The 25,276-nt window shown below is 40.3% G+C and carries 22 protein-coding genes and 1 riboswitch; of the genes, 15 read left to right on the top strand and 7 right to left on the bottom strand.

Going from position 1 to position 25,276, the window contains the following annotated elements:
- Positions 1-12: 12 nt before the first annotated feature.
- Entirely contained in the window at positions 13-1,368 is a 1,356-nt protein-coding gene (locus BVH04_RS07555; protein WP_086540869.1) for an NfeD family protein, read from the bottom strand.
- Between the two features lie 317 nt (positions 1,369-1,685).
- On the opposite strand from BVH04_RS07555, the gene BVH04_RS07550 reads away from it, so the two are divergent.
- The 3 genes from BVH04_RS07550 (at position 1,686) to BVH04_RS07540 (ending at position 4,326) form a co-directional block, all read left to right on the top strand.
- Complete coding sequence (locus BVH04_RS07550; protein WP_240510869.1) at positions 1,686-2,780, top strand: LysM peptidoglycan-binding domain-containing protein; 1,095 nt, start codon at positions 1,686-1,688, stop codon at positions 2,778-2,780.
- Between the two features lie 224 nt (positions 2,781-3,004).
- Positions 3,005-3,559 (top strand): hypothetical protein, encoded by a 555-nt coding sequence (locus BVH04_RS07545; RefSeq protein WP_086540868.1) that lies wholly within the window; start codon positions 3,005-3,007, stop codon positions 3,557-3,559.
- A complete protein-coding gene (locus tag BVH04_RS07540; protein ID WP_086540925.1) occupies positions 3,559-4,326 on the top strand; it encodes a TIGR02757 family protein in 768 nt (255 codons plus the stop codon). The genes BVH04_RS07545 and BVH04_RS07540 overlap by 1 nt, the downstream gene beginning before the upstream one ends.
- A 49-nt stretch (positions 4,327-4,375) precedes the next feature.
- Here the strand turns inward: BVH04_RS07540 and BVH04_RS07535 are convergent, their stop codons facing one another.
- The 4 genes from BVH04_RS07535 to aceK form a co-directional block, all read right to left on the bottom strand.
- Positions 4,376-5,593: an ATP-grasp domain-containing protein gene (locus BVH04_RS07535; protein WP_086540867.1), complete on the bottom strand. Its 1,218-nt coding sequence runs from the start codon at positions 5,591-5,593 to the stop codon at positions 4,376-4,378.
- 2 nt (positions 5,594-5,595) lie between these two features.
- Positions 5,596-7,023: a leucyl aminopeptidase family protein gene (locus tag BVH04_RS07530; RefSeq protein ID WP_086540924.1), complete on the bottom strand. Its 1,428-nt coding sequence runs from the start codon at positions 7,021-7,023 to the stop codon at positions 5,596-5,598.
- Positions 7,024-7,043: 20 nt separating this feature from the next.
- A complete protein-coding gene (locus BVH04_RS07525) occupies positions 7,044-8,174 on the bottom strand; it encodes an alpha/beta hydrolase (RefSeq protein ID WP_086540866.1) in 1,131 nt (376 codons plus the stop codon).
- A 77-nt stretch (positions 8,175-8,251) separates the two neighbouring features.
- On the bottom strand, positions 8,252-9,979 hold the full coding sequence (gene aceK, locus BVH04_RS07520; protein WP_086540865.1) for a bifunctional isocitrate dehydrogenase kinase/phosphatase: 1,728 nt from the start codon (positions 9,977-9,979) through the stop codon (positions 8,252-8,254).
- Between the two features lie 316 nt (positions 9,980-10,295).
- On the opposite strand from aceK, the gene BVH04_RS07515 reads away from it, so the two are divergent.
- The 4 genes from BVH04_RS07515 to BVH04_RS07500 are packed head-to-tail and all read left to right on the top strand — an operon-like array spanning position 10,296 to position 13,171.
- On the top strand, positions 10,296-10,979 hold the full coding sequence (locus BVH04_RS07515) for a hypothetical protein (RefSeq protein WP_086540864.1): 684 nt from the start codon (positions 10,296-10,298) through the stop codon (positions 10,977-10,979).
- 1 nt (position 10,980) lies between these two features.
- Positions 10,981-11,619: an NUDIX hydrolase gene (locus tag BVH04_RS07510; protein WP_086540863.1), complete on the top strand. Its 639-nt coding sequence runs from the start codon at positions 10,981-10,983 to the stop codon at positions 11,617-11,619.
- A 56-nt stretch (positions 11,620-11,675) separates the two neighbouring features.
- The gene (locus tag BVH04_RS07505) at positions 11,676-12,929 is read left to right on the top strand and encodes a DUF819 family protein (protein ID WP_086540862.1); all 1,254 of its coding nucleotides are present in this window, start codon (positions 11,676-11,678) and stop codon (positions 12,927-12,929) included.
- Complete coding sequence (locus tag BVH04_RS07500; RefSeq protein WP_317045489.1) at positions 12,893-13,171, top strand: (2Fe-2S) ferredoxin domain-containing protein; 279 nt, start codon at positions 12,893-12,895, stop codon at positions 13,169-13,171. The genes BVH04_RS07505 and BVH04_RS07500 overlap by 37 nt, the downstream gene beginning before the upstream one ends.
- An 18-nt stretch (positions 13,172-13,189) precedes the next feature.
- Here the strand turns inward: BVH04_RS07500 and BVH04_RS07495 are convergent, their stop codons facing one another.
- Entirely contained in the window at positions 13,190-13,510 is a 321-nt protein-coding gene (locus BVH04_RS07495; RefSeq protein ID WP_086540860.1) for a YbjQ family protein, read from the bottom strand.
- A gap of 246 nt (positions 13,511-13,756) precedes the next feature.
- Here BVH04_RS07495 and BVH04_RS07490 point away from each other — a divergent pair, with 246 nt between their 5' ends.
- The 6 genes from BVH04_RS07490 (at position 13,757) to BVH04_RS07465 (ending at position 22,929) form a co-directional block, all read left to right on the top strand.
- Positions 13,757-15,688, top strand: coding sequence for a PAS domain-containing hybrid sensor histidine kinase/response regulator (locus BVH04_RS07490; protein ID WP_086540859.1), 1,932 nt, complete (start codon positions 13,757-13,759; stop codon positions 15,686-15,688).
- Positions 15,689-15,755: 67 nt separating this feature from the next.
- Positions 15,756-17,072, top strand: a complete 1,317-nt coding sequence (locus tag BVH04_RS07485; RefSeq protein WP_240510868.1) for a hypothetical protein — start codon at positions 15,756-15,758, stop codon at positions 17,070-17,072.
- Positions 17,073-17,162: 90 nt separating this feature from the next.
- A riboswitch (SAM riboswitch) is annotated at positions 17,163-17,261 on the top strand.
- Positions 17,262-17,327: 66 nt separating this feature from the next.
- A complete protein-coding gene (locus BVH04_RS07480) occupies positions 17,328-18,380 on the top strand; it encodes a homocysteine S-methyltransferase family protein (RefSeq protein ID WP_086540858.1) in 1,053 nt (350 codons plus the stop codon).
- Positions 18,381-18,384: 4 nt separating this feature from the next.
- Positions 18,385-21,081 (top strand): methionine synthase, encoded by a 2,697-nt coding sequence (metH, locus tag BVH04_RS07475; RefSeq protein ID WP_086540857.1) that lies wholly within the window; start codon positions 18,385-18,387, stop codon positions 21,079-21,081.
- A gap of 124 nt (positions 21,082-21,205) precedes the next feature.
- Positions 21,206-22,159, top strand: a complete 954-nt coding sequence (gene metF / locus BVH04_RS07470; protein ID WP_086540856.1) for a methylenetetrahydrofolate reductase [NAD(P)H] — start codon at positions 21,206-21,208, stop codon at positions 22,157-22,159.
- Positions 22,160-22,437: 278 nt separating this feature from the next.
- Positions 22,438-22,929, top strand: coding sequence for an energy transducer TonB (locus BVH04_RS07465; protein WP_086540855.1), 492 nt, complete (start codon positions 22,438-22,440; stop codon positions 22,927-22,929).
- A 56-nt stretch (positions 22,930-22,985) separates the two neighbouring features.
- Here the strand turns inward: BVH04_RS07465 and BVH04_RS07460 are convergent, their stop codons facing one another.
- The gene (locus BVH04_RS07460; protein WP_140160542.1) at positions 22,986-23,507 is read right to left on the bottom strand and encodes a hypothetical protein; all 522 of its coding nucleotides are present in this window, start codon (positions 23,505-23,507) and stop codon (positions 22,986-22,988) included.
- A gap of 333 nt (positions 23,508-23,840) precedes the next feature.
- On the opposite strand from BVH04_RS07460, the gene BVH04_RS07455 reads away from it, so the two are divergent.
- Positions 23,841-24,692 (top strand): hydroxymethylglutaryl-CoA lyase, encoded by an 852-nt coding sequence (locus BVH04_RS07455; RefSeq protein WP_086540853.1) that lies wholly within the window; start codon positions 23,841-23,843, stop codon positions 24,690-24,692.
- Between the two features lie 112 nt (positions 24,693-24,804).
- Positions 24,805-25,017 carry a hypothetical protein gene (locus BVH04_RS07450; RefSeq protein WP_086540852.1) on the top strand — a complete coding sequence of 71 codons (213 nt, stop codon included), beginning with the start codon at positions 24,805-24,807 and terminating at the stop codon, positions 25,015-25,017.
- The last annotated feature ends 259 nt before the right edge of the window (positions 25,018-25,276 follow it).

Here is a 25,276-nt window from a genome sequence, read left to right as displayed (position 1 = left end):
TACCAATTTCTATCAAGCCTCCCATTTTTTCACTTTCAGCGAAGTGCCTTCAGTGGAGATGACAATGATATTTTCTCCCTGATCTATGAATTCTCCTCGGGAATAGGCGTCATAGATATCTCCGTCTATTTCTATTTTTCCACTTGGTCTGAGTCGTGAATGGACTACTCCTGTTTTGCCTTTGAGAGTATCTGCATAAAAAGATGATGTGTATCCTTCGCTACTTTGTTGGGTAGAGGCTAGTGTGATAGTCTTGAATGCTCCCCATTCATTCACTTTTGGAGTAAGCCAAAAGACTAAGCCAACTGAGGCAATTGCAGCTATTATAACAGTAAGCAAAGCTCCGAAAAGATCTGCTGCGGGAACAAAATCAAAGTTGAAATTTTGATTTGGAATCATCCCAAGGACTAAGCCTGTCAAAATCCCGATGATACCCAGGATACCGAATATGCCGAAACCTGGTATCACAAAAAGTTCCACAGCCAGCAAAATCACTCCTATAAAAAAGACTAAGATCTCCCAGTTCTCGGCCAGTCCATTGAGATAGTACGGCGTGAAATAAAGCAATACTGCTACCATAGAAGCGAGAATGGGAAAGCCAACCCCTGGAGTTTGTAGTTCAAAATATAACCCTCCGATGATGATCAAAATCAAAAACCCGCTAATAGCAGGACTTAAGAAAAAGGCGATTATTTTTTCTGATAAGCTGGTTTCATAGACTATGATTGAAGCATCACCGAGATTTTGCGACTCAAGAATATCTTTAATCGAATCGTATTGACCTTCGCAAAAACCGTATTTTTCAGCTTCAGAAACGGAGAATGTAATCACTGAACCAGCTTCAGAGATGCCTTCTACTTCGATTTTCTCATCCACCATCGCTTCTGCGATTTTTGGATCACGACCTTGCGCTTCAGCGGTACTTCTCATCATTGAACGCATATACGACTGATATTTATCCGGAGCGGCTGCCCCGTCAGTGCCGTTTACTACGGTGGCTGCTCCTATGCTTGCACCCGGTGCCATATAGATGCTATCTGTAGCAATGGAAATCAGCGCGCCTGCAGAAGCTGCATCCTTATTGATAAAGACATAAATCGGTATCGTAGAATTCAAAATCATAGTTCTGATTTCATCAGCGTCATTTACCGCGCCGCCATAAGTGTCCATGTCAATAATAATCAGATCTGCATCGATTTCATCCGCTTTTTCCAGAGCCAATTTCACCCGACGTGTCATGGCGGGATCAATATCGGTGTCGATCTTAAATGTAAAAACCTTCTTATCAATTCCAGTATCCGTTTGGGCTAGAACTAGTTGCGAAGAAAGTACAAGGAAAATGAGTAAGGAGCTGAAATAGATTTTCATTTTAGGAAGGCATGTTCGAATGATAAAAGATACGAAATACGCGTAATAACTGATTCTTTTCTTTAGATAGCTGAGATTTGTTAATGTATTTTCCAGTGTTAAATTCCGATTCTTGGACTATTGTTCGATCTTTGCAGGGATTACAGGATCTCGATCAGCCCATTTCTTTTCTAGCATAATTCTTGCGCCTCGTGACTTTGGAAATTAATCTTGCATTTCTAATTCGTTTACTCCCAATTCAGCACATCCCTATGAATAATAGATCACAGTTTTTCTGGTCCTTTCTTCTTGTTTTTTCACTTTCATCCTCATTGTCAATGGCTTCTGAGCTAGTATCTATCGATTCGGTGGGTGTTCAGCGCATAGGAGATCAGTCTTTTATTTTGCATGAAGTGGATCCAAAGGAAACGCTTTTCGGGATTTCTCGAAGATACAAATCACCTGTTAGTGAAATTATAGAGGCAAACCCTGTCTTGAAACAAGGGTTGAAAATAGGTCAGACGATCAAAGTGCCTTTTGTATCAATGGCTGAACTTCCAGCAGGCTCGGTTTTGCATAATGTAGTTCCTGGTGAGACGCTTTTCTCCATTTCCAAAAAGTACGGAGTGCCCGTAGAAAGTGTGATGAAGGAAAATGGCTTGAAGGGAAATGATCTTAGTGTGGGTCAATCGTTAATTATCGAGCCAGCTGTGCCAATAGCAGTGGAGAAAGAGCCAGTTGTGGCAATTGCTTCGACGACAGAGATAACTAAGACTAAGGGCAAAGAGAAGCCAGCTAAGAAAACCGAAGAAGCTCCAAAGGTAAAAGAGAAGGTAACTCCATCTCCGAAACCTGAGGCGATTAAATCTGCAACTTCCGAAGCTGCTGTAGAAACCAGCAAACCAATGGTTCCTGGAGAATGGAGATCACATACTGTGCAAGTGGGAGAAACTCTTTTTTCTATCGCCAGTCAATATTCATCGCGTGTGGAAGATCTGATTACATGGAATGCTTTGACTTCAAATAATCTACAACAAGGTCAAGTTCTCAAAGTAGGTCGTGGTGCTATGCAAGAATCTACTGTGCCGGTAATTGGTACGCCAAGGGTGGTTTCTAGTGTAGATGAAATGATGGTGGAGCCAGCAGATGCCAATACTTCTGGTGGATTTAAGAATATCAAGGAAACCGGCCAGGCAGAGTTAATCCAAGGAACTGGCGGACACAAGAAATACTTGGTTCTTCACAGAACTGCTCCAGTGGGCACCATCATGAGGGTGAAGAATGAGGAGAATGATGTGACGATTTTTGCTAGAGTGGTTGGTACACTTCCTGAAACAGGTGACAACAGCAAGTTAGTGATCAAGCTTTCTCAGGCAGCCTTCGATCAGCTGAAAGCTGTCAATGGTCGATTCCCTGTAGAGGTGATGTATTAAAGAGTGAAAGTCCGATGTAGGATGACCGACGTAACCTAATTTTTAGTGCTCATCAAATTCTATGAAGCTTTTTTACAGATAGAAAAAGTTGTAAGTATTATCTTAAAAAAAGAAGACCGTTAGAAATGGCGGTCTTCTTTTGTTTTGAACCTATAGTTTGCACCTTAGGTTTTAAGAGGGAATTTTGGTTTCCGCAAAGCCAAAGCTAATTTTGCGTTCGAGCTATGAATAAAGTCCAACTTATATTCCATCACATTTTCCGATTTATTTGGAATTTGATTTTTGTTGTTTCCTATCCGATTTTGGCGAGCTTCGGTGTGCTATTCATTGGCGTGACTTACTTGTTTTCATTGGTCTCTAGATTCCTGAATAGACTTCGCCCAGAAGGAAAGACAGTTGTTTTAAAAGAGTCGGAATGGGAGGATTTGCCTCATTCAGGTAATTTGCTAGAAGCTAAATTGATCAAGCAAATTGTATTTGGGCCTTCCGGATTCAAGTTTAGAAGAAAAGATGGTGTGCCGTCTGTTCTTTCAGATTTTGTTTTTGGAAAAAAAGTACGCGTGCTCGAAGAAGGATTTATTCTGGAAAAGTGGAATACTACTGAATCTAAGGATTTGCCGGATTTCGACATTTGCTTGTATGATCCGGATGAAGATTCCCTCCGCTCACTTACGAATATCAAATGTTTCGATTGGCATGTGTCTGAAAAAGTAGATAATGAACTTTCCTTCAAATGGTTTGATGGGACACAGGGCGGAGAAGTTAAGGTCGCGCTTTGATGCATAATCTCAAGGATTTTTTAGACGAAAAAGTCGAGCAGTACAATCGCCCAGAATTTATTACTCTTGATCCGATTTCGATTCCTCATAGATTTTCTAAGAAAGAAGATATCGAGATCTCTGGTTTCTTCGCTGCTATTTTGGCATGGGGTCAGCGAAAGACGATTATTAATAAGTGTATAGAGTTGTTACAGATGATGGATGATTCCCCTCATGATTTTCTGCTGAATCATCAAGATGAGGATTTGAAACCCTTCCTAAATTTCAAACATAGAACCTTCAATGATGTGGATACGCTCTATTTTATCCATTTTTTGAGTTGGTTTTACAGAAATCATAGTTCTCTTGAGGAAGCCTTTCTAATTGGTCAAACGGACAATGTAGATTCTATGGAATCTATTTTGACGAGGTTTCAGGAATTCTTCTTTTCCCTTCCTGATTCTCCTCCCCGGACACGAAAGCATATTGCTACGCCAAGCCGCAAGGCGGCGTGCAAGCGAATCAATATGTATTTGCGTTGGATGGTGCGAGATGATGAGATGGGTGTTGATTTTGGGCTTTGGAAAAGCATCTCGCCATCTCAATTAATTTGCCCCTGTGATCTGCACGTAGATCGGGTGGGGAGGAAGCTTGGTATGATCACCAGAAAGCAAACCGATTGGCTTACTGCGCTGGAATTGACTCAGAAACTTCGGGAATTTGATGCGAATGATCCGGTCAAATACGACTTTGCACTATTTGGATTGGGAGTAGAGGAGAAGTTTTGAGTAGTAGAGGAGCGTCAATAGACCAGATTATTCAATCTGAATAGAGGTTTTAATGAAACTTTTTAAGTTCAGGAGCATCTGCCACTGTAGAGAATTCGTTGGCGATTCGCACTGCATAATCATCCAAAAGCTGCATCACACGATCCTTCTTGGTTGACTTCACTATTAAGCCAGCATGGTATTTCAACGGCACTCTAAAGTAAACCTCGGGATCATTAAAACTACTCAAATCAGGATGCTCGTATTTGGAAAGAGTAAGCAAGATTCCAGCATAATTTTTGGCAACTTTTGGGAGTTGGTAATTGTGTTTCTTAGCAAGAGAATCTTCTATTTTCGCCCATTCTGCCCACAGATTGATATCAGTGGCTGCTTCTACCATTTCGGCTAAATGTGCTCCGCCTACTCGCGAGGAAGTCTCTAGGAAGTAGATTTCTCCATCCTCACGGCATTTGATAAATTCAGTATGCGAAGCCCCTGATTTCATACCAAAAGCCTTCATGACAGCAGCATTTGCTTTTTTAATAGCCTTTTCATCCTTAGATCCGTACTTCAAATTTGCCGATCGGAAAATCCCACCGCCCTGAGATATTTCCATAGGAGTGGATAAATATTTCGAAACAGAGCAGAAAAGATTTTTACCATCAATCATCAATCCATCTGCATGGTACACATCTCCAGGTTTGAATTGCTCCACCAAATAATACAACCTGTTATCTCCCAATTGATGGATATTTTCCCAGAGCGATTCTTTGTCATGAACCTTGATTATTCCATGAGCTGAAGCTTCGGATCGTGGTTTTAGAACCCAAGGAGCAGGGATATGGTCAGCAAATTGATTAATGTCGTCGTCGTTGAAGAGCGGCGCAAATGCTGGGACTTTTATGTATGAATCATGTGCTTTGATACGCATGGCAAGTTTGTCGCGAAAGAATCTTCCTGTAGTCTGTCCCATGCCTGGGATTCTAAGGCACTCTCGGAGATAAGTAGCTTTTTCCACGTCGTAATCATCTAGTGCGACGATGCTTTCGATTTTATGCTGCTTCATCAATCCGCCGACACCTTTCATCAGTATCTCCAGATCCCAGTCCAAATCCTGACCAGGCATATAGAAAATTTCATCAATATATTCGAATGCCCAAGGCTTGTCCTTAAGCTTTTCGGAGGTAATCAAAAACACTCGATTACCTTGTTTCTTTAGCTCTATCAAAAAAGCATTTCCCTTAAAAAAGTTGGAAATGCAAAGAAAGGTCTTGCCCTGATCACCCATAATTACAATTGATTTTCGATGAATTTAAGCAATAATTGGACTCCAAAAGCAGTCCCTGATTTGGTTTTTGAAAATTCACTATCTCCGAATGCTACCCCCGCTATATCCAAATGCGCCCAAGAAGGATGTTCGTGGATAAATGCTTCCAGAAATTTAGCAGCTGTAATCGCTCCGGCTATAGGTTTGCCATGATAATTTTTGATGTCTGCTATCTCTGAGTCCATCTCAGACCGATAGTTTTCCCACATGGGAAGTGGCCAGACTTTTTCGCCAGATTGCATTCCAGCCTCACGTAGCGCATCTGAAATAGCATCGGAATTAGAGAAAAGTGCTCCACACTCATAACCAAAGGTACCAACACTGCTTCCCGTCAGAGTTGCCAAATCAATCAGTTGATCTACTTGGTAGTTTTTCACCAAATAAGACAAGCCATCTGCCAAAATTAATCGTCCCTCAGCATCCGTATCGATCACTTCTATACTTAATCCAGCATGAGATCCGATGACTTCCGAAGGAAGATACGCATCCTTGTCTACAGAATTCTCCACTGCGGGAACTATGGATGTGAGATTAATTGGGAGTTTAAGTGCAGCAATTAACTGCGTCGCAGCCAGCACGGCAGCAGCACCGCCCATGTCGGATTTCATGTGCACCATGCCCTGCGTCTTGATATTCAATCCTCCAGTATCAAAAGTGACTCCTTTCCCGACGAGGCCAAGGTGAGATTTAGCATCAGGATGTCTGTATTCCATGATGATGAACTTAGGTGCTTTTGCACTTCCGCGGGCTACAGCCAAAAAAGCATCTAGACCTTCAGCTTTTGCCTTTTCCTGATCAAAAATCTTCACATCAAAACCATGTGTTTTACCTTGCTTTTCGGCCCAGCTAGCTAAATATTCAGGTGTTATCACATTGGGAGGAAGGTCAACCAATTTGAATCCTTCAATTTTGGCGGAAGCAGTTTTTGTAGCTCGATTAATGGTTTGCGCTAGTTCTGATATGGAAGAAAGGATATTGACTTCTAAGTCAGTGAAGTCTTTTTGATCTTCCTTCTTTTGTTTGAAAAAACCGATGTTGTAATCACCAAGTTGAAAACCAACTAAAGCACTTTCGATTAATTCGGATGAGAATTCGGGTGAGAAATCAATGGAAACTGATTTGTCAACCAATTCTTTATTTTTTGAAAGAACTCTTCGAAATGCCTTTTCGATACTGCTAGAATCTGTTTTTTCTCCTAAGCCTATCAGCAATATCAGCCTTCCATTGAGTTCGAGTTGGTAGGAAGTATCTTTTTTTCCAGAGAAAAGCGAGGCGTTAACCGAATAGCCATTGAGTTTTTCTTTTAGGATTTCTGCTGTGTTTGAACCTACTAAAGGGATGATCAGAAGTAATGAATTATCATTGTTTTCTGTATAGATCTTGAACTGCATAGTGTGTCGCTTTCGATGATTTAGTCTTCTTTGGTACTGAAAAACAGCCATTCTATGGCTTTTGGAAACTCGTCACTCCAATAAATCTCGTTGTGTTTACCTTCTTCATTGATGCTGAGACGGATCTTCATTTTTCCATTCAGACTTTCTCTTTTGAGAAGGCGCTTACGGAATTTGGTGACGTGCTTTACCATCGTTTCGCTTTCATTCCCTCCTGCATACAAGTAAAGGCGCGTCTCCAGAGGTTCGAAAAAATCCAGAAAACCAAATTTGATTTTTGGGATTACCCAAAGTGACGGTGAAAAAACCATCAATTTTCCGAAAACTTCTGGATAAATGAGACCTGAGAAAATACTAACCAAACCACCCATGGAGCTTCCGCCGATTCCGGTGAATTCCCGCTCGGTTTTGGTGCGAAAAGTTTTATCCACGAAAGGCTTTAATGTGTCGGTGATGAAGCGAATGTATTTCTTACCACTTCCTATCCCAAGCACAGTTTTTCCAACATTGTATTCTTGTAGTCGCTCAGATTCTCCATGTTCCACAGCTATGATGATGATTTTGCCAATGCCATAGTCTGACATCACGGCAAGCTTCTTGTCTATTTGCCAGTTACCGAATTTGGCATTTTCGTTGAAAAGATTTTGAGCATCATGGAGATATAGAACTGGGTATTGCTCATCACTTGTTTCATAATCATGCGGCAAAAGAGCCCAGATTTTTCTAGTCTTATTGAGTTGTGGAATTTCAAATTCCTCAGAAATCAAATGAATTTTAGGTAACTGACTTGGGCGATAGGGTAGCCAGTTTTTACGCCATTTTGCTACTTTTTCAGTCTTAGTTTCTTTGTCGTTGTTCCAATGCCGATTAAGTGAGCGGTTACCGTAGCGATCTATTTCTACTTCAGACCAATCACCTTTTGTGAATTTATATATAAGCTCGTTTTCGAATTCTTCACCTTCTGGAAAAGTAAATTCATACTTTCCAATGGCGATTTTCTTCATCTGAAAGCGACGGTCCTGAGTGGCCCATTTATTGAAATTACCTGAGATGTAGACAGGTCTGTCATCATCTTCGGAGGTATTCAGAAATATGGTTTTAGTCTTTTTGACTTGCGGGGGAGATATATTTGGTTGTGATTCAGAATTCATTCATGGGGTGATTATGGGCTAAACCCAGAATGCAAAAATAACGGTTGCAGCCGTATCTAAGAAATAAACTTTTGAACTTAAATCTTTTCCTCAGGTCGGAAGCGGATTTCGTCCGGGTATGGGAAGGCATGAATGAGTTCGCCAGCGGCAATTCTTTGCTGGATTTCCTGCCAATAAAGCGGATCAAAAAGGTCTTTATGATAATCCAGGAAATTATCTTTGAGATCTTTTCGGCCAATCATCCACCGCTTGAAATCTTCGGGGAACACGTCGTTTTTTGCAATAGAATACCAAGGCTCTGGAGCATAAATCTGCTCATAGGTTTCTGCTTTTGGTTTTACCCGGAAATTCATGTCCGTCAAAAATTCAATCTCATCGTAATCATAAAAAATCACTCGCTTTTGTCTCGTCAGACCAAAGTTTTTGGTCATCATATCTCCAGGGAAAATATTTGCCTGCGCCAACTGAAGTATAGCTCTACCATAGTCTTCAGCTGCTCTTAGTCCTTCTTCTGTACTGCAATGTCCTAAGAATAGATTTAAAGGTTCCATTCTCCTCTCTGTATATAAATGCTTTATAATAAGATGAGATTCTACAATCTTCAACATTGAATTGGTAGTCTTTCGAAGTTCAATCATCAGTTCAGGACTGATTCGTTCTATGGGGATTTTGAAGTATTCGAACTCATGCGTATCAGCCATTCTTCCTACTCGATCATGGAGAGAAACTAGTTTGTATTTTTCACGGACCTCTTGGCGGGTCATATTTTTCGGTGGTTCAAAATGATCCTTAATCATTTTGAAAACTATATTCAAAGACGGCAAAGTAAAGACAGTCATCACCATTCCTTTAATCCCAGCCGCCACTTCGAATTGATCATTGCTAGAGTCCAAGTGATGAAGAAAATCTCTGTAGAAAAGAGTTTTGCCATGCTTATTGAATCCTATGGCGTTGTAAAGCTCGTGGATTTTCTTGTGTGGAATTACCGAGTTGAGAAATCCTACCACTAATGAGGGTACTTCAGCCTCGACCATAAAATACGAGCGTGTAAAGCTGAACATGCTGCTCATTAGATTAGGGTCAAAAATCAGCGTATCTACGAATACACCTTTGTCACCGTGAAGTACAGGAATGATGAAAGGCATCCATTTATGTCCCAAAAACGTCCTTCCGATCAGGTAGGCAGCTTTGTTCCGATAGAAAACTGATTTTAAAATCTGCGTTTTAGTATCAGGGCCAACCCTATATCGTGTCAAAATTACCTTCCGAACACTTGCTATCAGAAATTTGATGTCCTGCTCTTTGTCCATAAATGGAGCGCCAAAGTCATAATCATCAAGAATCTGCCGAACATTTTTTTCCAAGCCTAAGAATGAAGGGTAAGTTCTCAGAAGTGCATCGGATTCTCTGACTGTGCATGAATCAAAACCCTCCATGACAAACATCAAATCCTCATCTACAGTCATCTTTGGAAAAGCCTTCCTGATCACTGAATTGAAAAAAGTTTCTGCCAATTCCTGGTCAGGCCTTTTAGAAATAAGCAATTGGTACTCAGATTTAATCTTTATCCAGCTAGCCGAATCAGCGGCTTTGTCTCCCAGCATTTGAGAGCATTCAGCAGCTAGGGGGAAGAGCAAATCCTTGTAAAGTCGAAGTCGTTGTTTATTGTTGAGATGTGTGGCATGCCATGCTTTTTCCCTGAAATATTTTGGCGCGAGACGAGTGTAGGTGCTGAAAAGCTCCATGTAAGTAATGAAGCCAGTTTTAATTTTTTGTGCTAGTAGAAATGTAAGTGTTGAATCCATAAAAGTTTATTCACCCAAACTTAACGAAAAGCTAAAATTTGACCTGAAATATTTTTCGAGTTTGCTCAAATTTAATTTCATTGATTTCTAAGGGTTTATGGTTTAAAATCTATGGGGAAATATAATTTCGAAAATCTTTCGCAATCGATTGTTTGGAGTATATGAAAACATTTTATAATTTTCGGAGGTATTCATAAAACGAATATCTACAATAGGTTTAATAGGTTTGAGAGCAGGAAAAGGTTGGGTCAATGTCCCAACCTTTTTTGTTTTTTAGTTGCCAAGACTTAGCTTAACCTTCTCAATTAAAACTTACATGAGGAGCCCAAAATTCACTTTTACTTATTTTGCCGCAGTTATTGTTGCTTCTTGCTTGTTTTTTTCCTGTGAAAGCAAGGAGAAAGGAGCAGAAGAGCGTGTTGGAGATAGCTCAATTGATGATGAAGAATTGATTCGGAACAAAGCTCAGCTTGATCTGGGATTGGCACAAAATAAGAATTGGCATACACACTGGAGTAATGACCTTGGGATTTTTGATGCGTCTCAGTTTGAGTTGGTGATGACCGATTCTATCGATCCGATGGAAATGCCTGAGCGAAATCCGATCCTAAAAGGAGATCCACTTTTTCCCTATCAGTTTCCTCACCCAACTGGAAATGGAACCATAGATATCTATAGTTATAAGATCGAAGCACAAGACGCTATTGATCAACCTTTTCTCAATCCTGATTCAGAAGTAGTTTGGTATAAAGAAGATGGTATGAAAGAAAGGTTGCTTTTCATGGGACCTTCTGGGATGTTTGAAGAAGGAATGTGGCTGAACGAGCAAGAATTCCTAGTGTTTGGCTTTTTTCAGGAAGAGGCAGGATATAGACCGATGGCTTGGCTCATCAATGTAAATGAGCATAAATTGAAGCAGTTTCGACTTGCAAAAGTTTCACTATCTTATGAACCGCAGTCCTACCTTAATTCGAAAATCAAGCAGGTAGATTTGAGCTAATATGGATTTCAAAAGCGTTTTGAATTTGCTAGAAAACGGAATGAAATACCCACTTCCGGGCAGAGAAGCGCAACTTTCCATGTCGCCCAGTCCTGTGGATATGAGGCGATTTGACTCAAAACTTCCTGACAACCATCGCAAAGGGTCAGTCTTGATTCTACTTTATCCCGACAGAGACAAGGCGTTTTTCCCACTGATCAAAAGACCTGTTTACCCTGGAGTTCATAGTGGACAGATTGCTTTTCCGGGGGGAAAAATGGAGGAGGAAGATGAAGATGAAATAGAAACTGCCCTTCGGGAAGCATGGGAAGAGGTTGGGATTTTGCCTGAACAGGTCAAACTGATAGGTCGAATGAGTGATTTGTTCATCCCAGCGAGTAATTTTTTGGTAACTCCAGTTCTGGGATATTCTGAGGTGATTCCGGATTTTGTTGCAGAAGAAAAAGAAGTCGCGAGAATCATCCAAACTGCCGTCAGTACTCTCTATGAACCTACTATTCGTAAGCAAAAAATTTTGGAATTCAGTAATAATTTTCGCTTGGACACGCCATATTTTGAAGTTGACAAAGAAATGGTCTGGGGTGCCACAGCGATGATTCTCAGTGAATTGCTGCAAATTCTCGAAAACGGAAAGGCTTAGACTTTGGGCTTTTTGGCCTTTTGTTGGTATTGTTGCAGTCGATTACCCCGGATATAATGGAAGAAAATACCCCTTTACTAACAAATGATGCTGTAGTTTTTGGATTGCTTATGGCAATTCTGGCTGTCATTTTTGCCACTTCAGCAAGTGACAAACCATTCTGGAAGAAATTCTACGGGGTAGTTCCTACCGTACTTCTATGTTATTTCATTCCCGCACTCGCCAATTCATTTGGATTGATTTCGGGAGAGAGTTCCTCACTCTACAAAGTAGCCAGCAGGTATTTACTTCCAGCCTCTCTGGTTCTTTTTACGATCAGTATTGATATCAAAGGAATTTTGAAGCTTGGACCGAAGGCACTGACCATGTTTTTGGCAGGGACTGTAGGTATTATGCTGGGAGGGCCTTTGGCGTTGATGACAGTTGGATTTGTGTTTCCTGATTTATTGGGAGGAAGTGGACCAGATGAAGTATGGAGAGGTTTGTCTACCATTGCGGGTTCTTGGATAGGTGGGGGAGCAAATCAAACTGCTATGTTGGAGGTATTTGGTCCCAGCCCGGAACTTTTCAGTCAGATGATCGCGGTGGATGTGTTGGTGGCAAATCTTTGGATGGCGGTCTTGCTTTACTGGGCGGCCAAGCCTGAGAAGATAGATAAGCTATTCAATGCTGATAGTACCAAAATCTATGAACTGCGAGATAGGATTGAAGAATTCAGAAAGGGCATTATGAAGATTCCAAGTTTGTCCGACACCATGATTATACTTGGAGTTGGCTTTGGCGTGACTGGATTTGCACATCTTATAGCAGATTATATTGCGCCTTTTATCGGGGAAAATTATCCCAGCTTAAAACAATATTCGCTGGATTCACCTTTTTTCTGGATAGTAGTGATCGCTACTACTGCCGGACTTTTACTTTCGTTTACTAAAGCAAGAAAGTTAGAAGGTGCGGGAGCTTCTCGCATGGGAAGCGTATTACTATATGTGTTAGTAGCTACGATTGGTATGCAGATGGATTTGGGAGCGGTGTTTGATAATCCCCTTTTATTCGTCGTAGGTATCGTTTGGATGATTTTCCATATATTAATTATGCTCATCGTAGCATATATAATCAAAGCTCCGTTCTTCTATGTAGCAGTTGGCTCACAGGCAAATGTAGGCGGAGCAGCATCTGCACCTATTGTGGCAGCGGCTTTTGACGCTTCCCTAGCGCCAGTTGGTGTGCTTTTGGCAGTGTTAGGATATGCTGCGGGAACTTATGGTGCCTACCTATGCGGTTTGATGATGCAGGCTATTTCAGCAGGATAATGAAACATTCAAGAAAATTAATATTTATATGCACTGGCTCCGATTGTAAAAAAGCAGGAGCAAAAAAGCTATATAAGGAACTGAAGGAAATTACCGCTCAGGCACCGCATAGAGGAAGCTGTAAGTTTATCAAAACTAAATGCATGGATATGTGTAAAACAGCACCCAACGTGATCGTGGGGGATCATTTTTGTAAAAAAACAACTGCAGAAAAAGTCTTAATGGAAATAAAAAAGTCCTGAAAATTCAGGACTCAAATTTTAGTGTTTTAGCACTTTCACTGCAGTGCCACTTGCTGTGACCATGAGCATCCCATCACGGATTGTTTCATAATCTAAGTCAATTCCTATTATCGCATTTGCTCCGAATGCTCTCGCTTGCATTTCCATTTCTGCCATCGCAGTAGATTTTGCTTCTCTCAGTACTCGCTCATAAGCAGAAGAGCGTCCACCGACAATATCGGTGATGCTTGCGAAAAAATCCTTAAATACATTGGCTCCAATAATGGTTTCTCCAGAAACAATGCCAAGGTACTGCTCCACGGTGTAGCCATCAAGTGTGTTAGTGGTTGTTACAATCATCACGATCAGTTAGTAGTTTTAAAATTTATAGAATTATCAGCCTTCACGAATTTGCAAGTCAAAAGGTTTGTGGGAAAAGAAGTATAGATCTCTTTTTGTCTAGCCGGTATCAGGAGGAAGTGAGATAAAAGAATGAACTCTGTCGGTAACTATTTTGAATGGAATCTTAATTTTTATGATGTTGGAGTTGAATATAAACCCTAAATTCCTGAATAGTAGTCGTGAATTTCTTGAGAATTTGTACCTATGAATCAATTCAGTCAATTTGACATCTCTGATGTTTTCGATGAAATAAATGCTCCTTTATTCGTCTTAGATTCTGAAGAAATAATATTTTTCAACAAATTTTTTGTAGCGAACTTCGTCCCAATCTCTGATTCATGGAGGGACGTATTTAAAGACAATGAGTTGGTAAAGTCACTTAATAATTTTTTTGAAACAGGTGAAGTTCCTAAAAATGCTGTCTTAGATTCACTAGTCCCAAAAGTCTTTGATAATCAGCAATACGAGTGGTCATTTACTAATCTCCCGTCGGACTATAGCGTTAGATTTTTAATAGTCAGAGCTCATGAAATGAAATTTCTCTCTGAGAAATTTATGAAGGATCATAAGACAAAAGAAGATCTATTGAAATCTGAGGTAAAGTACAGAACACTGGTAGAGGAATCCACTGAAATTATCTTTTCACTTTCTGATAAACTTGTGCTGAATTACATTTCTCCAAACGTGAAGCAGTTTCTAGGATATGATTCCGAACAGGTAATCGGCACTAGTATTCTTGACTACCTGAATCCAGAAGATTTTGATGTTTTCCAATCAATGCACGGGGATGTCAGTGATTTTTTGGCAGAAAATCAGTATTTGGAGTACCGCCTGAAACATAAAAATGGAGAATATAGAGTGGTTAGTTCTAACGGAAGAATGGTAGTAGAACGCGAAACAAATATGCGATATTACACGGGTATTGCCAGAGATATTACGGTGTTAAAACAAGCTCAAAAGGATTTGTTTAAGGCAAAAGAAAGGGCAGAGCAGGCATCAATGGCGAAGTCTCAATTCCTTTCGATTATGAGTCATGAGATTAGAACACCTATGAATGCTGTAATAGGATTAGCACATTTCCTCATGGAGGATAATCCAAGAGCCGATCAGTTGGAAAATCTGAGGACACTGCAGTTTTCTGCCGAGAATTTAATGGCCTTGATCAATGATATACTGGATTTTAATAAAATTGATGCTGGAAAAATAGAATTGGAAAATGTCCCATTTAATCTGAAGGTATTAGTCAATCGGATTGTACATTCTTATAGTTTTCAAGCCAAGGAAAAGGCATTGAAAATAAGCACCGAAATTGACGGGGAAATTCCGCAAAATCTTTTGGGTGATTCGATACGGATAGGTCAAATCGTAAATAACTTACTTTCCAATTCGATCAAATTCACAAATAAAGGACAGGTCAAAACTAGTTTGCAGTTAGTAAACAGAGAGGGTAATGAATGCGAAATTAACTTTAGAATAGAAGATTCTGGAATTGGGATTTCGGAGGAAAAGATGGTTTCTATTTTTGAAGCATTCACTCAGGCTTCTACTTCCACCACGCGTAAATTTGGAGGTACGGGACTGGGATTAGCTATTGTAAAAAGATTGGTAGAACTTCACGGTTCGAAAGTCAAAGTCTCTTCGACTCTCAGTGTTGGGACTATTTTCGAGTTTTCATTGAAATTTATTTGTGTGGAAGAAAATATTTTTTCAAATACTCACCAGCTAGAGTTTAAAAGGAAATCCTTGCAGGATGCTTCAATCTTGGTGGCAGAAGACAATCTGGTAAATCAAATCTTGATTAAGAAATTCCTGAAAAAATGGCAAGTGAGTAATCTTGTCATTGCTTCGGACGGTCAAGAGGCAATAGATCAGTTCGAGCTTGGAGACTTTGATATCATTCTCTTGGATATTCAGATGCCAGTGTTAGATGGGTTTGCGGTAGCGAAATGGATCAGGGGAAACAAGGATTTGAACAAGAGCAAAGTTCCGATTTTAGTTCTTTCCGCTACTTCTTATCACGAGATTAAAGACGAGATGGAAAAAATCGGGATTGATGCTTTTGTAGAAAAACCATTTACTCCCGAAGGACTATATGGTAAATTAACTGAATATCTTAATCCGAAAGATCTCAGTTGATTCAGGTCTAGCATTAATTTTGCCTGTCAGGTTTGAGTTCCCCAGCTTAATACAAATCGACTATTCAATGCCCCTTTTTAATAGATTCTTACTACTCCTTTTCTTTTTTTTTAGTGGTGTGGATGCCCAGGCTCAGCAATTAATGACCAAGCGATCTACATTCTATGCTTTGGTGGGTACTTCTGGAGGCAAACTCAATCAGTTTGACAAAATGCTGGAAGACCGTGGCCTATCTGGCTTAAGGAATAGATACCAAACTGTAGGATTAGGCTATCAGGCTAGAATCAACGATTTTGTTCTTGGGCTTGATGTATTACATAATAGAGGAGGAGTAAGTAAGCTCGACGATTTTTCAATTAACTACAGGACCTCACGAGCACTGTTAAATGTTGGTTACGCATTTACTGAAGAGTCGCGATTTCAGCTGATCCATTTCATGTCCTTGGGAGTTGGTTTTTTCAATTTTCAAATGTTGCCTTCAGAGCGACCAGATGATTTAGATGAATTTTTGGTTAGGCCAGAACACGGGTTTGTTCTCAGGAAAAAAGATATCCAAAGAGGAACGTTCCACTATGGTAATTTCCTTACAGAAATTGGCTTTCAGTTGAGTTATGATTTTGACTTGCCTGGCAGACCTGAAGCACTACAGATCATTACCAAATTGGGTTATTCTTTTAGTCCGTTGGCAGGAAAATGGAATATGAACGGGATCAATTTTGATAATACTCAGAATGGCGCTTTCGTGCGAGTAGGTGCTGGAATCTCTCTTCCCGATCGAAATTATTTTTACAAGGATGCGAGCATCGGTATTTCATTGATTCGAGGCGTTCACTTCACTAATGCAAAAGACTTCAATGTCAAGTTGGAAGATGCAGGTCTAAATCCGTTAGAAGGTACCCCTTCCAACTGGGGATTGAGGATATTGGGTAATGCAGAGAAGTTTCTATATGGTGCAGAGCTCTACAACCTAGCGATGAGCGGTAATGCAAGCAGTGACAAAAAGCATTCATTAAATAGCCTAAGAGTCTATGGGAATTTGGGGTACAATCTGATTGAATATAGAAATTTTGGATTTGGAGCTTTAGCAGGAGTTGGTTATGGAAATATCCGCTATACACTTATGACTGAAGATAAACCTGATTTCCCAGAGCTATTTGAGCAGAGAGAGTTTGATGGATATTTGAAAAATAGTGGGCTAATGCTGAAACCAGAGATTTTTGCTGAATATGGTATCCCTATGACTAAACGAAAACTTTTTGACTTGGTGTTTACAGCAGCAGCAGGCTATGAAGTCCCTCTGGCCAAATACAAACTTGGCGATTTTAGTATGTCAAGTTTTATGGCAGGACCTTATTTGAGTTTTGGGATTGGGATAAGGCCATGACTTTGTTCTTTTGACAATTTAATTAAGCTTTTACTAAGTCCTTTTAAGCGATTCTCCTGTTTTATTATCAAAATGCTATTACCTTTAGGTTGCTTATCGAGAAAGACCGAGGGAAGGGCCCTACGACGTCTTAGCAACCTGAAAATAAGGTGCTAACTCCCATCCCGATTATTCGGGAACAGATGAGCGGACGAGAACTTTATATTTCTCTCCGTGTTTTGCTCGACAAGCTTTTTGATTAACAAAAAATTTAGTATGCAAAACAGAACGGAACCTCTACTTAAACAACTTTCTCAGCGAATCTTGATACTCGATGGAGCCATGGGAACCATGATCCAACGCTATACCCTTACAGAGGAGGATTTTCGAACTCCAGAACTAGCCTCACATCCTAAATCTCTGAAGGGTAACAATGATCTCCTGTCTTTGAGCAAACCTCAGATAATCAGGGATATTCATGCGGAATATCTCAAAGCAGGAGCTGATATTATAGAAACCAACACCTTTTCAGGAACTACTATCGCTCAAGCCGATTATGGGCTTTCTCATTTAGCTTATGCTATTAATATTGAATCAGCGAAGCTGGCTCGGGAAGTAGCAGACGAATTCACTGCCAAGAACCCTGAGAAACCTCGTTTCGTAGCTGGAGCTATTGGCCCGACCAATAGAACAGCATCACTTTCACCGGATGTGAATGATCCAGGGTATCGAGCGGTCACTTTTGATCAACTTGCAGAGGCATATGCTGAGCAAGTTAGGGGATTGTTGGATGGCGGAGCAGACATCATTTTGGTGGAAACGATTTTTGACACCTTAAATGCTAAAGCCGCTTTGTATGCCATTCAAGAAGTATATGAGGAGAGAGGTATTCCATTGGACCCAAAGGATGGCGGGATTCCAATTATGATTTCCGGGACAATTACTGATGCGTCGGGAAGAACCTTGTCTGGACAGACCACGGAAGCATTTTTGATTTCCATATCTCACGTGCCTTTACTTTCAGTTGGATTGAATTGTGCTTTGGGAGCGAAGGAATTGCGGCCTTATTTGAAAGTGCTGGCTCAAAAAGCACCATTTTATGTGAGTGCTTATCCTAATGCCGGCCTTCCAAATGAATTTGGTCAGTACGACCAAGGAGCAAGTGAAATGGCTGATCAGGTGAGAGACTTTTTGAAAGAAGGAATGCTAAATATTCTGGGCGGATGCTGCGGGACTACGCCTGAGCATATCACAGCTCTGGCGAATATGGCTGCTAATTTCCAGCCTAGAAAAATACAAGAAGAAGAATTAGAAGAAACGTTGGACTGAGAAGATGGCAAGAACTAATTACATGAAACTATCAGGCTTAGAGCCTCTGGTTTTTACCCCCGAAATCAATTTTGTCAACATAGGCGAGCGAACCAATATCACTGGTTCAAAGAAATTTGCACGCTTGATTTTAAATGGGAACTATGATGACGCGCTAGAAGTAGCATTGGATCAAGTACGAGGCGGAGCGCAAGTGCTGGATGTATGTATGGATGAAGGAATGCTTGATGGTGAATTTGCGATGGTCAAATTCCTAAACCTGATAGCTTCAGAACCTGAGATTTCCCGAATCCCGATTATGATCGATAGTTCCAAATGGAAGATTATCGTGGCAGGATTAAAATGTGTGCAAGGAAAAGGGATAGTCAATTCTATTTCCCTGAAAAACGGCGAGGCGGAATTTATCGAGCAAGCCAAAACAGTGAAGAAATTCGGTGCAGCAGTCGTGGTGATGGCTTTTGATGAAGCTGGGCAGGCTGACACGTACAAAAGACGAATTGAAATCTGTGAGAGAAGCTATAGAGTCCTTGTGGATCAAGTGAAGTTTAGTCCTCAGGATATTATTTTTGATCCCAATGTGTTTCCCGTTGCTACTGGAATGGATGAGCACCGTAAAAACGCTTTGGACTACTTTAATGCCACCAAATGGATCAAGGAGAATCTTCCTGGAGCCAAAGTAAGTGGTGGAGTTAGTAACGTGAGTTTTTCTTTCAGAGGGAATAATCCTGTGCGAGAAGCGATGCATGCGGCTTTCCTGTACCATGCGATCAAAAGCGGAATGGATATGGGTATTGTAAATCCGACCATGTTGGAGATCTATGATGACATTCCAAAGGACTTGCTAGAAAGGGTAGAAGATGTACTTTTTGATAGAAGAGAAGATGCTACTGAAAGAATGCTTGATTTTGCAGAAACAGTAAAGTCAGCGGATAAGAAAGAAGTTGTCAATGAAGCATGGCGTTCAGATCCTGTTTCCAAAAGAATGGAACATGCGCTAGTGAAGGGGATTTTGGACTTTATCGTAGAAGATACAGAAGAAGCGAGATTAGAGTTTAAAAATCCGCTGAAGGTGATCGAAGGTCCATTGATGGACGGGATGAATGTGGTGGGTGATCTTTTTGGTGAAGGAAAAATGTTCCTTCCTCAAGTGGTGAAATCTGCCCGAGTGATGAAAAAGGCTGTGGCATATTTAGAGCCATTTATGCCTTTGCCTGAAGAAGGGCAGGAGAAATCTTCCCTTAAAAAGATCCTTTTGGCAACTGTGAAAGGCGATGTCCATGATATAGGAAAGAATATCGTGGGAGTGGTCTTAGCGTGTAATAGTTACCAAATCATCGATTTAGGAGTAATGGTCGACGCTCAGAAAATCATCGACGAAGCAGTAAAGAATAAAGTTGATATTATCGGGCTGAGTGGCTTGATCACGCCTTCTTTGGATGAAATGGTAAACGTGGCTTCAGAGATGGAGCGTCAGGGAATCAAGATCCCATTACTCATCGGAGGAGCTACGACCTCGAGAATCCATACAGCTGTAAAGATTGATCCAGTTTATAGTGGGACAGTCATCCATGTGATGGATGCAAGTAAATCCGTTCCTATCGCGGGGGAAGCTATTTCTGAGGAAACCAAGGAAGCCTACAGACTGAAATACAAAGAAATCTATAAGGAACTTCGGGTAGAACACGAGGCCAAACAATCACTGAAACAATTAATCACCTACGAGCAAGCGAAAGCTAATCCGGTGGAAATTGACTGGGATTCCTATGTGCCAGTCGTGCCGAAAAAACTAGGTAAAACTGTCCTTAAAGATTTGGATTTGAACGTTGTACGAAAATACATCGACTGGACTCCTTTCTTCAGTACTTGGATGCTGAGCGGTAAATTCCCAAAGATATTTTCTGATCCTGTAGTGGGAGCTGAAGCCAAGAAAGTCTATGATGATGCGAATGAAATGCTTGACAAGGCAATAGCGGAGAAGTGGTTTTCTGCGAATGCAGTATTTGGACTTTACCCAGTGCAGCGATCAGAAGATGATGCCGCAGTATTTGATATGAATGGTGATCAGATAGCAAACTTTCATTTTTTGCGACAGCAAGGCAAAAAAGGAAAGGGCGTGCCCAATCGATCTTTAGCTGACTATCTACATCCTGAGAAGACAGATTATATGGGATGCTTTGCTGTGACTTCAGGTACTGGTATGGAAACCAAGCTTGCTGAGTTCCAAAAAGATGGAGATGATTATAATGATATCATGTTCAAATCAGTGGCAGATAGACTTGCTGAGGCTTCCGCGGAGTATATTCATGAACTTGTGAGGAAGGAATATTGGGGCTATTCTCAGGATGAGAATTTGGAAAATGATTCTTTGATTCGGGAAGAATATCCTGGTATTAGACCTGCGCCAGGATACCCCGCATGTCCGGAGCACTCGGAGAAGGTGACTATTTCTCAGCTTTTGGATATGGAGAAAGAGATTGGAATAGAATTGACCTCTAGCTATGCGATGTATCCTACTTCTTCTGTTTCTGGATATTTCTTTGGCAATCCAGAAAGTAAATATTTTGGACTAGGCAAAATAGGAGAAGATCAAGTGGCAAGCTATGCAGAACGCAAAGGGATTGCTCTTCGTGATGCTGAGCGTTTATTGTCCCCAAATCTGGCCTATCAACCTAACTTAACTCTAGTAGAACCTACTTCATGAAATCGAGCGTGACACAAGCGACACATAGATGGATGTCCCGATAACTATCGGGATAACCTTGCGAGATTCTGCCGAAAGGAGTTCGGGACAGGCTATCTAACCATAAAAAATCAATTAGTAACAGATGAAAATAACCGAACACTTAGGAAATGCTCAAAACACGCTGTTTTCCTTTGAAATACTACCACCGCTGAAAGGCCAAAGTCTGAAGGAATTGCTTGAAGGAATAGCTCCTTTAATGGATTTCAAACCTCCTTTTGTAGATGTGACTTATCATAGAGAAGAGTTTATCTACAAGAAGCACCCGAATGGATTACTTCAGAAAATCAGCACGAAGAAGCGTCCAGGAACAGTAGGGATCTGTGCGGCGATGATGAACCGATTTCATGTGGATGCAGTACCTCACATTCTTTGTGGGGGATTTACTAAAGAAGAGACAGAAAATGCACTGATCGATCTAAACTTCATCGGAGTAGAAAATGTACTTGCTCTTCGAGGAGATGCTCCTAAGACTGAAGGGAAATTTATACCTGAAGCAGAAGGTCATGGCTTTGCCAGTGAGTTGGTAGAGCAGATCGTGAAAATGAATCAAGGGCGTTATTTACATGAAGAAACTGAAATCGGTTTTCAAACTGATTTCTGTGTAGGAGTGGCAGGATATCCTGAAAAGCATTATGAGGCCCCTTCATTGAAGTTTGATCTGAAACATTTGAAAGAAAAAGTCGATAAAGGAGCAGAGTACATAGTGACTCAAATGTTTTTTGATAACCAGAAATACTTTGAATTTGCGGATCAAGTTCGTGCTGCTGGTATTACGATTCCAATCATTCCTGGAATCAAACCGATCTCTACTTTGGGGCAGATCACCATGCTTCCTAGAACATTCTTTTTGGACTTGCCAGATCCATTGATGGATGAATTGGAAAAGTGCAAAACCAACGCGGAAGTCAAGGATGTGGGGATTGAATGGTCTATTCAGCAGTGCAAAGAATTGGTGAAAAAGAAGGTGCCATCATTGCATTTCTACACCATGAGTAAAGCAGATACCACGTATAAAATTGCCAAGGAAATATTCTAGATTTAGGGCATATACTTATCCATAAGAAACTAGTCTTACTTGCTGCTTTATTTACGGCCCTGTCCTTTAATTCCCTCACTGCTCAGCGCTTGGAGTTTTTAAATAAACACTTTTTTCAAGTCTATGATACCTTGCTTTATGAGTACAATTACTATAAAGTTTTTCAGGATGATTCTTTCAGTTTGAAAACTCAAACCTATAGTAAAAATGATAAAGTTAAAATCTCTCAATACACGCTGATTAAAGACGAAAAGGGCGAGAATTAAGCAGAACTAACCATGAGATTTTATGAAAATGGAAAGCTAAAGTATACTTGCAAGAGAGATTTTGTCACGGATGAAGAGTTAATTAAAGAGTATTATGATAATGGTAATCTCAAATCGGAGGTAAATACTCTAGCGGAGGAGGTAGTTTTAGAAAAGTATTTGTCGGGGTCTGGAGAAATTACTTCCAAACCGATACTCGGAGAGGGCTTACCAAAAGACGGCATTGCAGGCTGGAATGCTTATTTAGCAAAAACACTCCGATATCCTGTAGACGCCCGGTTAGCTAATCAAGAAGGCAAAGTGATAATAGCTTTTGATTTATCAGAAGATGGTGAGATTTTAAACCCAGAAGTTGCAAACCCTGAGGAAATTCATGCATCACTTGGGAAAGAAGCCTTGAGAGCGGTCAAGAACTATAAAGATTTATGGACTCCATTCACGCTAGATGGAACCGCACAAATATGGAAGGCGAGACTTCCAGTGATGTTTAAGCTAACGGATTGAAAACATAAAAAAAAAGGCGCTAAATGCGCCCTTAATTATTTATTAGCTAGTTATTTTTAGTCTTTATTTAAGTTCATAGTGATATCTTCATATTTCTTTTTATAATCATCACTTAAGTTATCAAAGTTTTGCTCTAGCCAAGTCATGCTTTCCTGAGTGGCCTCTTCGATATCATCTGCTGTTCTTTTTGTGCCTTTTTCTATGTCAGAGGAAGTTTTGTCCCACCAAGTCTCTACATTTTCCATGTGCATCTTGGCAGTTCTATCGAAATTATCAGCTTCAGCCTTACCGTTTTTCACAGCAAGCTCGTACCGTTCTTCGATCATTTCCAGATTGTCATCTTCAACTTCAAGGTCATTATAAACCTTTTCTGCTCTGGAATCCAAGCTGTCATATCGTTCATCTATCATAGACCAATTGTGTACAGGAACCATCTGAACGGCATTCTCAACGCTGTCCACGTAGTTCTCTAAGTTAGTGGTAACTTCTACTCGATCTTGTTCAGTGTAGTTTTTGGTATCACAAGAATACATTGCTACTACTGCTGCTCCGATAATTAAAGTTGCTTTAGTTTTCATTTTTAGATAGGTTTGTTTGTAAGATTTTGGTGGTTTATTCCAAACATATTCATGCAATACTGTTTCCAATCTTTCGTTGAGAAGTGTGTACCGAGTAAAAAGTGCGTTTAATGGCTTTAATCGCCTTTTTTAGACAGTTTTGAAGCAAACAATGAAGTTTCTTATTTTCCCCAGTTTATGAGCATTATTACCCAACTTTTCCATGTTCTAGGCATTTGGGCTAAAAAGGATAGTGATCCTAAGCATAGAAAATGGTACCGGATTTCATCAATAGCTGTATGCTTCCACTGAAATATCATCAAGAGAGTTAGTGATCTTTGGTAACTTGGCACTATGATTAAATTGATAGAATGTCCACGGGATGCGATGCAGGGAATTCCCGAGTTTATAGATACGGCGATCAAAGCTGCCTATATCAATCAATTGCTGGAAGTAGGCTTTGATACGATTGATTTTGGGAGTTTTGTGAGTCCGAAGGCTATTCCCCAGATGCGCGATACGGCTGAGGTACTGAGTTTATTGGATCTTCATAATTCTAAGAGTAAGCTTCTGGCAATTGTTGCCAATGTGCGAGGAGCTGAGGATGCTATGCATTTTCCCGAGATTGATTACTTGGGTTTTCCACTTTCTGTATCGGAGACTTTTCAAAAGAGAAATACGAATGCCAACATTAAGCAGGCATTGATCACGGTAGAGGAGATCCAGAATCTCTGCGAGGTAAAAGGGAAAACGCTGGTTACTTACCTGAGTATGGGGTTTGGAAATCCCTATGGGGATTCTTATTCACCAGAATTGGTTGCGGGATTTGTAGAGAAATTGGAGCAGTTGGGGGTGAAAATAATCTCTTTATCTGATACGATAGGAGTGGCTGATCCAGCCTTGATTGCGAGTTTGCTAAGCCTTCAGATTTCTGCTTTTCCTCATATAGAATTTGGAGCACATCTGCACAGCAGGCCAGAAGATATTGGAGCCAAAGTAAGAGCAGGAGCTAAAGCGGGTTGTAGAAGATTTGATGGAGCGCTCAAAGGTTTCGGTGGATGCCCGATGGCCGATGATGAGTTGGTAGGTAATATGGCAACCGAGGTCATGATAGAGACTTTGGAAGCTTCGGGCTTCGATCTAAAGCTTAATAAAGTTGAATTTGGAGAGGCGATGAAGTTGGCTGGGTTTGTTTTTAATCCTTAAGGTGTGTAGGGTAAGCAAAATGTGAGCTTTTCAAAACTCTCTGAATTCTGTAAATTAACACCTTATTTTGAAATAGAATTTCTATTTTAATATCAATCTAAATACTATCCTTATGGAATCATTGAAATCTGAGTTGATCAAAAAAATTATTTCTGTATCTGATGAAGTTTTGTTGAGAAAAATTTCAGCCATTCTGAAAGATGAGGAATCTGATTTTTGGAATGAATTAACTGAAAATCAAAAAAAGGAAATAGAAGTAGGACTAGCACAAGCAGAAAGAGGAGAGACCGTTTCATGGGATGATTTCCTTAGTAAAGTTTCGTGAAAATAGAGTTGACCAAATTGGCAGCTGTTAAACTGGAGTTGCTTTTAGATTATTTAGAAGCGGAATGGTCTGTTAAAGTGATATAGGATTTTCTGAATAATGTAACTCGGAAATTCTCTCAGTTAACAATATTTCCTGAATCTTGTGAAGAATCAACCTTGAAAAAAGGCTTAAGAAGAATGTACTTACTAAACAAACATCTGCTTTTTATAAGATTGAAAAGGATAAAATTATTGTAATCACAATCTTCGATAATAGA

Source organism: Algoriphagus antarcticus, assembly GCF_002150685.1.
In the GTDB taxonomy this organism is placed as follows: Bacteria; Bacteroidota; Bacteroidia; order Cytophagales; family Cyclobacteriaceae; genus Algoriphagus; species Algoriphagus antarcticus.
The sequence above is the reverse complement of the archived record's forward strand: the minus strand, read 5'-3'. Positions and strand labels throughout refer to the sequence as shown.

What these genes read in the sequence shown, in the direction of transcription:
- metF (WP_086540856.1), top strand. Translation starts at nt 21,206, where the DNA reads ATGAAAATAACCGAACACTTAGGAAATGCTCAAAACACGCTGTTTTCC.
- BVH04_RS07465 (WP_086540855.1), top strand. Translation starts at nt 22,438, where the DNA reads ATGAGATTTTATGAAAATGGAAAGCTAAAGTATACTTGCAAGAGAGAT.
- BVH04_RS07535 (WP_086540867.1), bottom strand. Translation starts at nt 5,593, where the DNA reads ATGGGTGATCAGGGCAAGACCTTTCTTTGCATTTCCAACTTTTTTAAG.
- BVH04_RS07555 (WP_086540869.1), bottom strand. Translation starts at nt 1,368, where the DNA reads ATGAAAATCTATTTCAGCTCCTTACTCATTTTCCTTGTACTTTCTTCG.
- BVH04_RS07550 (WP_240510869.1), top strand. Translation starts at nt 1,686, where the DNA reads ATGGCTTCTGAGCTAGTATCTATCGATTCGGTGGGTGTTCAGCGCATA.
- metH (WP_086540857.1), top strand. Translation starts at nt 18,385, where the DNA reads ATGGCAAGAACTAATTACATGAAACTATCAGGCTTAGAGCCTCTGGTT.
- BVH04_RS07485 (WP_240510868.1), top strand. Translation starts at nt 15,756, where the DNA reads ATGCCCCTTTTTAATAGATTCTTACTACTCCTTTTCTTTTTTTTTAGT.
- BVH04_RS07500 (WP_317045489.1), top strand. Translation starts at nt 12,893, where the DNA reads ATGCGGTTTGATGATGCAGGCTATTTCAGCAGGATAATGAAACATTCA.
- BVH04_RS07545 (WP_086540868.1), top strand. Translation starts at nt 3,005, where the DNA reads ATGAATAAAGTCCAACTTATATTCCATCACATTTTCCGATTTATTTGG.
- BVH04_RS07515 (WP_086540864.1), top strand. Translation starts at nt 10,296, where the DNA reads ATGAGGAGCCCAAAATTCACTTTTACTTATTTTGCCGCAGTTATTGTT.
- aceK (WP_086540865.1), bottom strand. Translation starts at nt 9,979, where the DNA reads ATGGATTCAACACTTACATTTCTACTAGCACAAAAAATTAAAACTGGC.
- BVH04_RS07495 (WP_086540860.1), bottom strand. Translation starts at nt 13,510, where the DNA reads ATGATTGTAACAACCACTAACACACTTGATGGCTACACCGTGGAGCAG.
- BVH04_RS07510 (WP_086540863.1), top strand. Translation starts at nt 10,981, where the DNA reads ATGGATTTCAAAAGCGTTTTGAATTTGCTAGAAAACGGAATGAAATAC.
- BVH04_RS07540 (WP_086540925.1), top strand. Translation starts at nt 3,559, where the DNA reads ATGCATAATCTCAAGGATTTTTTAGACGAAAAAGTCGAGCAGTACAAT.
- BVH04_RS07480 (WP_086540858.1), top strand. Translation starts at nt 17,328, where the DNA reads ATGCAAAACAGAACGGAACCTCTACTTAAACAACTTTCTCAGCGAATC.
- BVH04_RS07450 (WP_086540852.1), top strand. Translation starts at nt 24,805, where the DNA reads ATGGAATCATTGAAATCTGAGTTGATCAAAAAAATTATTTCTGTATCT.
- BVH04_RS07455 (WP_086540853.1), top strand. Translation starts at nt 23,841, where the DNA reads ATGATTAAATTGATAGAATGTCCACGGGATGCGATGCAGGGAATTCCC.
- BVH04_RS07460 (WP_140160542.1), bottom strand. Translation starts at nt 23,507, where the DNA reads ATGAAAACTAAAGCAACTTTAATTATCGGAGCAGCAGTAGTAGCAATG.
- BVH04_RS07505 (WP_086540862.1), top strand. Translation starts at nt 11,676, where the DNA reads ATGGAAGAAAATACCCCTTTACTAACAAATGATGCTGTAGTTTTTGGA.
- BVH04_RS07525 (WP_086540866.1), bottom strand. Translation starts at nt 8,174, where the DNA reads ATGAATTCTGAATCACAACCAAATATATCTCCCCCGCAAGTCAAAAAG.
- BVH04_RS07490 (WP_086540859.1), top strand. Translation starts at nt 13,757, where the DNA reads ATGAATCAATTCAGTCAATTTGACATCTCTGATGTTTTCGATGAAATA.
- BVH04_RS07530 (WP_086540924.1), bottom strand. Translation starts at nt 7,023, where the DNA reads ATGCAGTTCAAGATCTATACAGAAAACAATGATAATTCATTACTTCTG.